Raw genomic sequence first — 12,736 nt, forward strand, 5'->3', positions numbered from 1 at the left:
GGCGATCAGCCTGCGGCGCTGGCGAAATCGGCCGGTGTGAACGTCAACCGGGCCACGTTGCCCTGCCCCGGAGGCGCCCCGATCTCGTGGTTGTTGACGACCAGCTGGACGGCCGGCGCGTTGCCGATGACCAGGTGCAGCGCGGTCTTGTCGGCGAAGGTCCGGGTGTCGCCCTGGCGCAGCAGGCCCTCGAAAAGTGCCTGGCCGGCGGCGTTCTTGACCGACAGCCAGGTGGTGTCACCCGTCACCCGGATCAGCACGGTGACCTGGTCGCGCGGCACCGCGGCCACGGCGTTGCTCGGGGCAGTCGCCGGGGTGGACCCGACGCTCGACGGCGTGGCCAGAGGGGTCGCCGCCCGGGTGGGCCGCGGCGGGGAGGCGGTGTTGTTGTTCGACGACCCGGACGACAGGGCCAGCTCCACGCCGGCGATCGCGCAGACCACGACCAGCACCAGCACCATCGCGGCGCGCCAGTTGGGGCGCCGGCTCGCACTCGGCTCGGACAGGTCGGTGTCCATCGGTTGGGTGGGCGCCACCGGCACCGGCGTACCGCCGTGCGCCTTGTCGTACTGGGCCACCAGCGGCTCGGCGTCGATGCCGACCACGTGCGCGATGCTGCGGATGTGGCCGCGGGCGTAGAAGTCACCGCCGCAGTGCGAGTAGTCGTCCGCCTCGATCCACCGGATCAGCTGGCCGCGGATGCGTGTCGAGGCCGCCACGTCCTCGACGCTGAGCCCGCGGGCCTCGCGTGCCTGCGCGAGCGACTGACCGACGGTGGCGTCGGACATGGGGAAGAGCCTCCTCCCACCGGTGACGACTTCGTGCGACAACGGCGTGCATGGGGTCAACAGCGACGTGCTGCACCGTGGGCGAAGCCAGTGTAGGTGCCGCGGGGGCCGTTGTGCCCAGCCCGGTGCCGGCGGTCGTCAGCCGCCGCGCAACGTGACCAGGATCCCCGCGAGCTCCTCCGGTCGCACCAGCACGTCACGTGCCTTGGAACCCTCCGACGGCCCGACGATGCCGCGGCTTTCCATCAGGTCCATGAGCCGGCCGGCCTTGGCGAAGCCCACGCGCAGCTTGCGCTGCAGCATCGACGTCGAGCCGAACTGCGTGCTCACGACGAGCTCGACGGCCTGCAGCAGCAGGTCGAGGTCGTCGCCGATCTCCTCGTCGATCTCGCGGGTGCTCTCGCCACCGCCGAAGACGTCCTCGCGGAACGCGGGTTCCATCTGCTCCCGGCAGTGCCGCACCACCCGCTCGATCTCGGTCTCGGTGACGAGGGCGCCCTGCAGGCGGATCGGCTTGCCCGCCCCCATCGGCAGGAACAGCGCGTCGCCGAGCCCGACGAGCTTCTCGGCGCCGGGCTGGTCGAGGATCACCCGGCTGTCGGCCAGGCTCGACGTGGCGAAGGCCAGCCGGCTCGGCACGTTGGCCTTGATCAGCCCGGTGACGACGTCGACGCTCGGCCGCTGGGTCGCGAGCACCAGGTGGATGCCGGCGGCACGGGCGAGCTGGGTGATGCGGACGATCGCGTCCTCGACGTCGCGGGGAGCGACCATCATCAGGTCGGCGAGCTCGTCGATGATGACGAGGATGTAGGGGTAGGGCGCGTAGACCCGTTCGCTGCCGGGCGGCGGCTTGAGCTTGCCCGAGCGCACCGCGCGGTTGAAGTCGTCGACGTGCTTGTAGCCGCTGGCGGCCAGGTCGTCGTAGCGCAGGTCCATCTCCCGCACGACCCACTGCAGCGCCTCGGCCGCCTTCTTCGGCTGCACGATGATCGGGGTGACGAGGTGCGGGATGCCCTCGTAGTGGTTGAGCTCGACCCGCTTGGGGTCGACGAGCACCAGGCGCACCTCGTCGGGCGTGGCCCTGGTGAGGATCGACGTGATCAGCGTGTTGATGCACGTCGACTTGCCGGAGCCGGTCGCACCCGCGACCAGGATGTGCGGCATCTTCGCGAGGTTGGCGACGATGAAGCGGCCCTCGACGTCCTTGCCCAACCCCACGACGAGCGGGTGGTGGTCGCTCGTCGCCGGGTGCGAGCGCAGCACGTCGCCGAGGCTGACCACCTCGCGGTCGGTGTTGGGGATCTCGACACCGATCGCCGACTTGCCAGGGATCACGTCGATGATGCGGACGTCGGGACTCGCGACGGCGTAGGCGATGTTGCGCTGCAACGCCTTGATGCGCTCGACCTTGACCGCCGGGCCGAGCGCGACCTCGTAGCGGGTGACGGTGGGGCCGCGGGTGAAGCCGACGACCGACGCGTCGACGTCGAACTCATCGAAGACCTGCGACAGCGACTCGATGACGGTGTCGTTGGCCTTGGTCCGGGTCTTCGGCGGGGAGCCGTCGCCGAGCAGGTCGGGCGGCGGCAGCCGGTAGTCGCCGTCCTGCGCGGTCAGCGCCAGCTGCTCGGCCCGGGTCGGGGACGCCGTGTGCTGCGGCGGCACCACCACGGGTGCCGCCGGCTCGGGAGTGACCTCGGTCGGGTCGGCGACGAGCGGCGACACGTCGAACGGCGCCGAGTCGAGCGGCTCCGCCATCGACCCCTGCCGGCGGCGCGGGCGGCTGCGGCGCAACGGGGGCAGCGCCTCGTCGGCGGCCGGCTCGCCCTCGACCGGCGCACGGCGGCGGAGCAGCCGATCGCGCAGCAGGGCCAGCCGCTGCGGGATCGCGTGGACGGGGGTGGCGGTCAGGACGAGCACGCCGAACAGCGCGAGCAGCACGAGCAGCGGGCCGGCCAGGTAGCCGGTGACCGCGCGGGCGAGGGGCTCCCCCGCGATCACGCCGACGACGCCGCCGGCGGCGCGGCGGCCGGCGCCGGTCTGGGGCAGCCCGTGGACCACGTGCAGCAGGCCGAGGACGCCGAGCGCCAGCGCGGCCCACCCGATGATCAAGCGGCCGCGACCGGCCGGGTCGGAGGGCCGGCGCAGGAAGCGCCAGCCGGCGCCGAGCAGCACCAGCGGAACCGCGGCGGAGCCGGCCCCCACGAGGGTGCGGATGACGCCGGCGACGCCGTGGCCGAGCGGGCCGGCGCCGTGCCACCAGACCCCGACGGCGGCGACGAGAGCAAGGGCGAGGGCGGCCAGGCCGAGGCCGTCGCGCCGGTGCGCCGGGTCCAGCTCGCGCGCGCCCCGACCGGTGCTGCGGGCGAGCCCGCCGACGGCCCGGGCGATGAGCATCCACACCCCCGCGACCAGGCGGGCGAGTGCCCTCAGCAGCCGCCCGGGCAGGCCGGGACCGGCGGGCCGGCGCGCGGACGGCCGCCGCGTCGAGGAACGGTTGGCCGTGCGGCCACGGCTCGGCGGCGTACGCCGCTTCGCCGGCGCCCGGCCGGTGGCGGGCGCGGCGCGGGTTGCGGTCGAGCCCCGGGTCGGCATGGTGATCAGCCTACGGCGTAGGCCTCAACTGTCACAGCAGCAACAGTGCGGGCGCGTCGCCGCGGGGGACGGCGGGTCGCGATCAGATCTCGACGACCACCGGGATGATCATCGGGCGCCGCCGGTAGGTGTCGTTGACCCACTTGCCGACGATGCGCCGCACGATCTGCTGCAGCTGGTGCACCTCGGCCACGCCCTCGCGAGCGGCGTCGGCGAGGGCGTCCTCGATCAGTGGGCGCACCTCGTCGAAGCGGTCGACGTCCTCGGTGAAGCCGCGGGCGAGGATCTCCGGTCCGGCGGTCACCTTGCCGCTGGTGGAGTCGACCACGGTGACGATCGTGACGAACCCTTCGTTGCCGAGGATGCGGCGGTCCTTCAGCGACGACTCGGCCACGTCGCCGACCGCGAGCCCGTCGACGTAAACGTAGCCGCACGGGATCTGCCCGACGACCGAGGCCTTTCCGTCGACGAGATCGACGACGACACCGTCGTCCGCGAGCACGACGTTGTCGCGGGGAACGCCGGCGGCCGCGGCGAGTGCGGCGTGGGCGCGCAGGTGGCGCCACTCCCCGTGCACCGGCATGAGGTTGCTCGGCCGGGTGGCGTTGAGGACGTAGAGCAGCTCGCCGGCCGGGGCGTGCCCGGAGACGTGCACGAGTGCGACGTCCTTGTGCACGACGTTGGCGCCCCACCGGGCCAGTCCGTTGATGACGCGGTAGACCGCGGTCTCGTTGCCGGGCACCAGCGAGGAGGCGAGGACGATCGTGTCGCCCGGCTCGATGCGGATCGTGCGGTGGTCACGGTTGGCCATCCGCGACAGCGCCGACATCGGCTCGCCCTGCGAGCCGGTCGACACGAGCACGACCCGGTCGGGCGGCATCTCCTCGGCCTGGCGCAGGTCGACGACCAGGTCGCCGGGCATCCTCAGGTAGCCCAGGTCGCGGGCGATGCCCATGTTGCGGACCATCGACCGGCCGACGAACGCGACCTTGCGGCCGTGCTTGTGCGCCACGTCGAGCACCTGCTGCACGCGGTGCACGTGGCTGGCGAAGCAGGCGACGATCACCCGGCGGCCGGCGCCGCGGAAGACCTCCTCGAGCACCGGACCGATCTCGCGCTCGGACACGACGAAGCCGGGCACCTCGGCGTTGGTGGAGTCCGACAGCAGCAGGTCGACGCCCTCCCGGCCCAGCCGGAAGAAGCCGCCGAGGTCGGTGAGCCGGCCGTCGAGCGGCAGCTGGTCCATCTTGAAGTCGCCGGTGTGCAGCACGAGCCCGGCCGCCGTGCGGATCGAGACGCCGAGCGCGTCGGGGATCGAGTGGTTGACGGCGAAGAACTCGCACTCGAACGGCCCGAACCGCTGCACCTGCCCCTCGCGCACGACCTGCGTCTGCGGCGAGATGCGGTGCTCGTCGAGCTTGCCCTGCAGCAGCGCGAGCGTGAGCCGCGAGCCGACGATCGGGACGTCGGGGCACTCCCGCAAGAGGTAGGGAACGGCGCCGATGTGGTCCTCGTGCCCGTGGGTGAGGATCACGGCCTCGAGGTCGTCCCACCGGTCGCGCAGGTAGGTGAAGTCGGGCAGGATCAGGTCGACGCCCGGCTGCTCCGTCTCGGGGAAGAGCACCCCGCAGTCGACGACGAGCAACCTGCCGCGGTGCTCGAAGACCGTCATGTTGCGGCCGATCTCGCCCAGGCCGCCGAGCGCGACGACCCGCAGCCCGTCGGCCGGCAGCGGGGGCGGCGGGCCCAGCTCGGGGTGCGGGTGGCTCATGCCGCGACCGCCGCGGCGCGCCCGGCGGACCTGCTCACAGGCTGATCCCGGCGTCGGCCAGGTCCCGGCGCAGCTGCCCGACCTCGTCGTCGGTCGCGTCGACCAGCGGCGGCCGCACGGGCCCGGCGGGCAACCCGGCCAGCCGCAGCGCCGCCTTCGACATGATCGCGCCCTGAGTGCGGAAGAACCCGGCGTAGGCCGGCAGCAGCGAGCGGTTGATCTCGATCGCCCGTCGCACGTCGCCGGCGGCATGCGCCGCCACGAGGTCGACGAGCCGCCGGCTGACCAGGTGGCCGGGCACGCTGACCACGCCGACCGCGCCGACCGCGAGCAGCGGCAGCGTGAGGATGTCGGTGCCGGAGTAGTAGGCGAGGTCGGTGCGGGCCAGCACCTCGGTGGCCGCCGCCAGGTCGTCCTTGGCGTCCTTCACCGCGACGATCCGCTCGTGCTCGGCCAGTCGCACCAGCGTCTCGGTCGCGATCGGGACGCCGGAGCGGCCGGGAATGTCATAGAGCATCGACGGCAACCCGGTCGCGTCGGCGACCGTGCGGAAGTGGTGCAACAACCCGGCCTGCGGGGGCTTGGAGTAGTAGGGCGTCACGACCAGCAGGCCGTGGGCGCCGGCCTTCTCGGCCTGCCGGGCCAGCTCCACGGTGTGCGCGGTGTCGTTGGTGCCGACACCCGCGACCACGTGCGCCCGGTCGCCGACGGCCTCGACGACGGCACGGAGCAGCCGCTCCTTCTCCTCGTCGGTGGTGGTCGGCGACTCCCCCGTCGTACCGCTGATGACGAGCCCGTCGCACCGCTCGTCGACGAGGTGGGCGGCCAGCCGCTGGGCGCCATCGAGGTCGAGCGCGAGGTCGTCGGTGAACGGCGTCACCATCGCCACGAGGACGCGGCCGAACGGTGTGGCCGGCGACCCGCCGGGTGTTGCAGCCATGAGCGAACGCTACCCGCCTCGCCCGGCGGGCACCGTCACGCCTGCGCCGCGCGCCGCCCCTCGCGCAGCGCGGTGACCTCGGTGCCGATGTCACCGGCCAGCGCCTGCGGGTCCTCACCCGGAAGCACGGACAGCGACTCGACCGCACCGGCGCGCACCTGGTCGGCCATCGTCACCAGGTCGCGCACCCGCTCCGTCGCCGCGCGCAGCTGTGCGGGGTCGGGGCGGCCCCGGCCCAGCGCGGCGAGGGTCGCGTCATGCGCCCGGGCGAGGCTTTCGAGCCGGTCGAGCAGCGCGGGCAGGTCACCGACGGGGGCGTGCGCGCGGACGGCGTCGCGGACGGCGCCCCGGGCCGCGTCGACCGCGCGGCCGAGCCGCCAGCGCAGCACCCCGATCCGCGGAGATCCGCCACCGGCGAGGCGCAGCGCCAGCAACATCTGCTGCACGAACGGCTCCTCGCGCGCGGTGAGCACCTGACGCACCCGGCGGCGGAACAGCAGCATCGTGCGCACGGCGCTGCCCACCGCGAACACCATCAGGATGACGGCAACGGCGACGAGCACCTCGGGGACGAGCACCCCTTCACCGTACGCCGGAACCGGGGCCGCCCCGGCCCGAAATCACGCGACGGATCAGGGGCTGACGCGGCCGAACTCGTTGAACGACTGGTAGGTCAGCGGCATCAGCCGGGCGAAGTGCTCCTCCATCTGCTCGGCGACCATCTCGATCTCCCGCTGGGGGAAGCTCGGGAACATCGACCCCTCGCGCTTGGTGCGCAGCGACAGGAAGTGCATGAGGGCACGGGCGTTGCAGGAGGCGTACATCGACGAGTAGGTCGCCACGGGCAGGACGCCGCGGGCCACCTCGCGGGCGACGCCGGCGGCGAGCATCTGCTCGTAGGCCTGGTAGGCCGCGGCACAGGCGCCGCGGGTGGCCTCCTCGACGATCGCGTGCTGCTCCGGCGTGCCGTCGACGAACGTGTAGGCGCCCGCCTTGCCCTCCTGCACCAGCGCCCGCTGCGGGCCCGGCACGTAGAAGACCGGCTTGAGCTGGCGGTAGCGCCCGCTCTCCTCGTTGTAGGAGAACGTGCGGTGGCGCATGTGCTCGCGGAAGACGAAGATCGGCGCCCGCACCAGGAACGTGAAGTGCGAGTGCTCGAACGGGCTGCCGTGCCGGTCGCGCATCAGGTAGCGGATCAGGCCGGCGGAGCGCGACGGGTCCTGGTCGGCGGCCTCCAGCGACTTCTCCCCCGCCGTGGACACCCGGGCGGCCCACACGACGTCGGCATCGGACGCGCTGGCCTTCACGAGCTCGACGGTGACGTCGCTGCGGAACTCGATGTCGTGCTCGCCCATGGCCGCCAACCTAACTCCGCGCACCGACCATCGCCGGTCAACGACGCTCTGGCGTCGCCGGATGGTCATGATCACGGAGGCTCGGTCACGGGGGGTCAGAAGACCGGGATGATGTCCTCCGCGCCGATCTCCCCCACGTCGACGCCGGAGATGTCGAGCTCGGGGATGCTGGGGAACTCGATGCCCCACCGGTCGACGATCTTGCGAACCCGCGCGATCGCCGTACGCCAGTTGTCGGCCTGCTCCTCGTAGCCGAGGATGCCGAGCCCCGCGTCGCGGGCGATGCCGATGAGCACCCGGTGGTTGTCGAGGAAGTACGGCGGCAGGTCCCAGAACTGCGCCGGCGGCTCCCAGAGGATCATCGACAGGAACACGAAGCCGGCCCGCAGCTGCTTGGTCACCTGGACCTTGTGGGCGTCGGTCAGCCCGGGCCAGTCCTGCTCCAGGATCGTCATGCAGATCTGCAGATGACGGGCCTCGTCGCGGCCGATGCGGGTGAAGATCTCCTCGAACACCGGGTTGCGGGCACCGGTCGCCATCATCCGGAACAGCGTGGACGACGCGACCTCACCCATCATGAAGCTGGTGAAGACGACCGCGAGCGGGTGCTTGCCGAGGCTGGCCGAGTAGCCGTTCCAGTAGCGCCCGCCGTTGTGGTAGAGCCAGCCGATGTTGTTGTGGGCCGCGCGCTGGAGGTCGGTGCGCGGCTCCCAGTCGAGCGGCCCGCCCGGCCAGAGCAGCCCGATCGCCCGCTGGCAGCACTCCTCGTGGTTCATCTCGTCGCGGGTGATCGAGAAGAAGCACTTGCGGACCGGGTCCTCCTCGTGCTGCTCGAAGGCGTGGATCGTGGCCCGGGCGAAGACCGCCGGGCCGCTCGCGTCGAAGTTGGCCAGCAGCGCCCACCAGTAGGCCATGGCGAGGCGTTCGTCCTCGGTGTAGCGCTCCGGCGCCAGGGCGTCCCACGGCAGGTCGGCGGGGTTCCACAGCGCGCGCTTGGACTTCTCGTAGATCTCGGCGAGCTTGGGGGTCTCGACCCGCCACTCCATCGGGTAGATGTTCGGCTGCGGGATCACCGGCGCGGGCCAGAAACCACCCTCGGGGATGTGCAGCGCGCGCTCGGGCACGGCCTACCTCCTCGGCTTGCTCCCATGGGACGCCCGCGCGGGAGCGCCGTCAAGCACCCGGAGGGGCGCGTCAGTCGAGGCCTAGGAGCGACTCGAGCCCGACCGTGAGGCCGGGCCGGCGGCGGACCTCGCGGACGGCGAGGAGCACGCCGGGCATGAACGACGACCGGTGCAGGGAGTCGTGGCGGATGGTGAGCGTCTCCCCCTCGGTGCCGAGCAGCACCTCCTGGTGGGCGACGAGCCCGGCCAGACGGATGCCGTGCACGGGGATGCCGGCCACGTCGGCCCCGCGCGCGCCCGGCAGCCCGGTCGCCGTCGCGTCGGGCATCGGGGGGCAGCCGGCGGCGGCCCGGGCGGCCGCGACCAGCTCGGCCGTGCGGGTCGCGGTGCCGCTGGGCGCGTCGATCTTGCGCGGGTGGTGCAGCTCGACGATCTCGACGGAGTCGAAGAACCGCGCGGCCTGCGCGGCGAACCGCATCATGAGGACGGCCCCGATCCCGAAGTTCGGCGCAACGACGACGCCCAGTCCGGGCCGGGCGGCGAGCCAGTCGCGCACCTGCGCGAGCCGCTCGTCGGTGAAACCGGTCGTGCCGACCACGGCGTGCACCTGCGCCTCGATGCACCAGTGCAGGTTGTCCATCACCGCGTCGGGCTGGGTGAAGTCGACGACGACCTCGCAGGCGCGCAGCGGCTCCCGGTCGTCGCCGGCGTCGACGGCCGCGGCCAGGCGCATGTCGTCGGCGGCCTCGACTGCGGCGCAGACCTCCGAGCCCATCCGGCCGGCGGCGCCGAGCACCCCGACCGCGATGGCGCTCATGCCACGGCCGCCGAGAAGTCGTGGTCGTCGAAGGGGCCGATGACCGCGAGCGCCATCGGCCCGCCGAGCACCTCGCCGGCCACCTGCCGGACCTCGTCGAGGGTCACCCGCTCGATGCGCTCGAGCACCTCGCCCACCCCGTGCAGCTCGCCGTAGACGAGCTCGGCCTTGCCGAGCCGGCTCATCCGGCTGCCGGTGTCCTCCAGGCCGAGCACGATGCCGCCGCGAAGCTGGCCCTTGCCGCGGGCCATCTCCTCGTCGGTGATGCCGCGCTCGGCGACCTCCGCCACCTGCGCGCGGCACAGGGCCAGCACCTGGTCGGCCTTCGCCGGCTGGCACCCGGCGTAGATGCCGAACAGGCCCGCGTCGGCGTACTGCGAGGTGTAGCTGTAGACCGAGTAGGCGAGACCCCGCTTCTCCCGCACCTCCTGGAACAACCGGCTCGACATGCCGCCGCCGAGGGCGCCGTTGAGGACGCCGAGCGCGAACCGGCGGTCGTCGCGGCGGGCCATGCTGGAGGTGCCGAGCACCAGGTTGGCCTGCTCGGTGGGACGGCGTACGACGGTGACGCCGCGGGCACCGGCGCCGCGCTGCCGGCCGGCACGGGCCGGGGCGTGGCGGCGCCCGTCGTCGGCGAGCGTCGGGGCGAACGCCGCCTTGACCAGCCGCAGCAGCCGGCCGTGGTCGAGATTGCCGGCGGCGGCGACCACGACGTTGTCCGGCGTGTAGCGGCGGCGGTAGTAGCCGGCGATCTGCGCCCGCGTCATCGCGGCGATCGACTCGTCGGTGCCGAGCACCGGCCGGCCGAGCGGCGCCGCGCCCCAGAGCGTCTGGGCGAACGTGTCGTGCACCGCGTCGCCGGGGTCGTCGTCGTGCATCGCGATCTCTTCGAGGATCACGTCGCGCTCGGACTCGACGTCGGGGCCACGCAGCACCGACGCGGTGACCATGTCACTGACCACGTCGACGGCGAGCGGCAGGTCGGCATCGAGGACCCGGGCGTAGTAGCAGGTGTACTCCTTGGCGGTGAAGGCGTTCATCTCGCCGCCGACCGCGTCCATCACGGCCGCGATCTCCAGCGCGTCGCGACGCCGGGTGCCCTTGAACAGCAGGTGCTCGAGGTAGTGCGACGCGCCGGACAGGGCCGGCGTCTCGTCGCGCGACCCGACGCCGACCCACACCCCGAACGCCACCGACCGCACGGCCGGGATCGCCTCGCTGATCACCCGCAGCCCGCCGGGCAGCACCGTGCGGCGGACGAGCCCGTCGGCGCCGCTCTGCAGGGTGCGGGTGGTGCCCGGCGCCTGGGCGTCCGGGTGCAGCGAGACCGGCACGCTACTCCGCGGCCGGCTGCGCGTCGGCCGGCTGCGCGTCGCCCGCGCCACCGCCGTCGACCGGGACCAGCGACAGCTTGCCGCGCGGGTCGATCTCGGCGATCTGCACCTGGATCTTGTCGCCCACCTTGAGCACGTCTTCGACGCTGTCGATGCGCTTGCCGCCCACCAGCTTGCGCACCTGGGAGATGTGCAGCAGGCCGTCCCTGCCCGGCATGAGGCTGACGAAGGCGCCGAAGTTGGTCGTCTTCACGACCGTGCCGAGGAACCGCTCGCCGACCTCGGGCTGCACCGGCGACACGATCGAGCGCACCATCTTCAGCGCGGCCTCCGCGGCCTCGCCGTTGGTCGCGCCGATGTAGATCGTGCCGTCGTCCTCGACGGTCAGGTCGGCGCCGGTGTCGTCCTGGATCTGGTTGATGACCTTGCCCTTCGGCCCGATCACCTCGCCGATCTTGTCGACCGGGATCTTCTCGGTGATGATCCGCGGCGCGAACGGCGACATCTCCGCCGGCTGGGCGATGGCCTCCGCCATCACGTCGAGGATCGTCATCCGCGCCTCGCGGGCCTGCTGCAGCGCGGCGCCGAGCACCGACGCGGGGATGCCGTCGAGCTTGGTGTCGAGCTGGAGCGCGGTCACGAACTCGCGGGTGCCGGCGACCTTGAAGTCCATGTCGCCGAACGCGTCCTCGGCGCCGAGGATGTCGGTGAGCGTGACGTAGTCGTCACCCTCGTGGATCAGACCCATCGCGATGCCGGCGACCGGTGCCTTGAGCGGCGCACCGCCGGCCATCAGCGACAGCGTCGACGCACAGACCGACCCCATCGACGTGGAGCCGTTGGAGCCGACGGCCTCGGAGACGACCCGGATCGCGTAGGGGAACTCGTCCTTGCTCGGGAGCACCGGGATCAGCGCCCGCTCGGCGAGCGCGCCGTGCCCGATCTCGCGGCGCTTCGGGGAGCCCACGCGGCCGGTCTCGCCGGTGCTGTAGGGCGGGAAGTTGTAGTGGTGCATGTAGCGCTTGCGCGTCTCGGGGTTGAGCGTGTCGATCATCTGCTCCATCCGGAGCATGTTGAACGTCGCCACGTTGAGGATCTGCGTCTCGCCCCGCTCGAACAGGCTCGACCCGTGGACCCGCGGGACCACGCCCACCTCGGCGCTGAGCTGGCGGATGTCGCGGGTGCCGCGGCCGTCGATGCGCACGCCGTCGCTGATCACGCGCTGGCGCACGAGCTTCTTGGTCAGCGCGCGGAACGCCGGGCCGAACTCCTTCTCCCGGCCGTCGAACTGACCGGTCAGCTTGTCGACGGCGGCGGCACGGATGCGGTCGAGCTCGCTCTCGCGCTCCTGCTTGTCGGCGACCGTCAGCGCGCGGCGCAGCTCGTCGGTGGCCGCCGCGGCGACCGCCTCGTAGACGTCGTCGCCGTAGTCGAGGAAGACCGGGAAGTCGCGGGTGCTGCGGTCGACGGCGGCCGCGTCGGCCAGCTCGCGCTGGGCGCGGCACAGCTCGCGGATGAACGGTTTGGCCGCCTCGAGGCCCTGCGCGACGACCTCCTCGGTCGGCGCGGTCGCCCCGCCGCGGACGAGTGCCACGGTGTGCTCGGTGGCCTCGGCCTCGACCATCATGATCGCGACGTCGCTGCCGTCCTCGAGCACCCGCCCGGCGACGACCATGTCGAACGTCGCGCGCTCCAGCTCCGAGTAGGTCGGGAACGGCACCCACTGGCCGTCGACGTGGGCGATCCGCACGCCGGCGATCGGGCCGGTGAACGGCAGGCCGGCCAGCAGCACCGAGCAGGCCGCGGCGTTGATCGCGACGACGTCGTAGAGGTGGTCGGGGTTGAGCGCCAGGATCGTCGAGACGACCTGAATCTCGTTGCGCAGGCCCTTGGCGAACGACGGCCGCAGCGGCCGGTCGGTGAGCCGGCAGGTGAGGATCGCGTCCTCGCTGGGCCGGCCCTCGCGGCGGAAGAACGAGCCGGGGATCTTGCCCGCGGCGTACTGCCGCTCC

At 72.7% G+C, this 12,736-nt stretch carries 10 protein-coding genes; all 10 read right to left on the reverse strand.

The window, feature by feature from the left end; all coding sequences use genetic code 11:
• Positions 1–5: 5 nt before the first annotated feature.
• Positions 6–788: a RodZ domain-containing protein gene (locus VFJ21_03630; protein ID HET7406211.1), complete on the reverse strand. Its 783-nt coding sequence runs from the start codon at positions 786–788 to the stop codon at positions 6–8.
• 138 nt (positions 789–926) lie between these two features.
• Positions 927–3,383, reverse strand: a complete 2,457-nt coding sequence (locus VFJ21_03635) for a DNA translocase FtsK (protein ID HET7406212.1) — start codon at positions 3,381–3,383, stop codon at positions 927–929.
• Positions 3,384–3,465: 82 nt separating this feature from the next.
• On the reverse strand, positions 3,466–5,154 hold the full coding sequence (locus VFJ21_03640; protein ID HET7406213.1) for a ribonuclease J: 1,689 nt from the start codon (positions 5,152–5,154) through the stop codon (positions 3,466–3,468).
• Between the two features lie 34 nt (positions 5,155–5,188).
• Positions 5,189–6,094 carry a 4-hydroxy-tetrahydrodipicolinate synthase gene (gene dapA / locus VFJ21_03645; GenBank protein ID HET7406214.1) on the reverse strand — a complete coding sequence of 302 codons (906 nt, stop codon included), beginning with the start codon at positions 6,092–6,094 and terminating at the stop codon, positions 5,189–5,191.
• Positions 6,095–6,129: 35 nt separating this feature from the next.
• A complete protein-coding gene (locus tag VFJ21_03650) occupies positions 6,130–6,672 on the reverse strand; it encodes a hypothetical protein (protein ID HET7406215.1) in 543 nt (180 codons plus the stop codon).
• A gap of 54 nt (positions 6,673–6,726) precedes the next feature.
• Positions 6,727–7,449: an FAD-dependent thymidylate synthase gene (gene thyX / locus VFJ21_03655; GenBank protein HET7406216.1), complete on the reverse strand. Its 723-nt coding sequence runs from the start codon at positions 7,447–7,449 to the stop codon at positions 6,727–6,729.
• Positions 7,450–7,544: 95 nt separating this feature from the next.
• A complete protein-coding gene (locus tag VFJ21_03660; protein HET7406217.1) occupies positions 7,545–8,573 on the reverse strand; it encodes a hypothetical protein in 1,029 nt (342 codons plus the stop codon).
• 70 nt (positions 8,574–8,643) lie between these two features.
• Positions 8,644–9,390, reverse strand: coding sequence for a 4-hydroxy-tetrahydrodipicolinate reductase (gene dapB / locus VFJ21_03665; protein ID HET7406218.1), 747 nt, complete (start codon positions 9,388–9,390; stop codon positions 8,644–8,646).
• Positions 9,387–10,724, reverse strand: coding sequence for a pitrilysin family protein (locus VFJ21_03670; protein ID HET7406219.1), 1,338 nt, complete (start codon positions 10,722–10,724; stop codon positions 9,387–9,389). Before VFJ21_03670 ends, dapB begins: the two co-directional genes overlap by 4 nt.
• 1 nt (position 10,725) lies before the next feature.
• A partial coding sequence (locus tag VFJ21_03675; protein HET7406220.1) for a polyribonucleotide nucleotidyltransferase occupies positions 10,726–12,736 on the reverse strand: 2,011 nt, incomplete at its 5' end.

This window comes from Mycobacteriales bacterium, from assembly GCA_035690485.1.
In the GTDB taxonomy this organism is placed as follows: domain Bacteria; phylum Actinomycetota; class Actinomycetes; order JAFAQI01; family DASSKL01; genus DASSKL01.

Bases quoted from the DNA above. Each gene is read 5' to 3' on its own strand.
- VFJ21_03630 (HET7406211.1), bottom strand. From the start codon at position 788: ATGTCCGACGCCACCGTCGGTCAGTCGCTCGCGCAGGCACGCGAGGCC.
- VFJ21_03635 (HET7406212.1), bottom strand. From the start codon at position 3,383: ATGCCGACCCGGGGCTCGACCGCAACCCGCGCCGCGCCCGCCACCGGC.
- VFJ21_03640 (HET7406213.1), bottom strand. From the start codon at position 5,154: ATGAGCCACCCGCACCCCGAGCTGGGCCCGCCGCCCCCGCTGCCGGCC.
- dapA (HET7406214.1), bottom strand. From the start codon at position 6,094: ATGGCTGCAACACCCGGCGGGTCGCCGGCCACACCGTTCGGCCGCGTC.
- thyX (HET7406216.1), bottom strand. From the start codon at position 7,449: ATGGGCGAGCACGACATCGAGTTCCGCAGCGACGTCACCGTCGAGCTC.
- dapB (HET7406218.1), bottom strand. From the start codon at position 9,390: ATGAGCGCCATCGCGGTCGGGGTGCTCGGCGCCGCCGGCCGGATGGGC.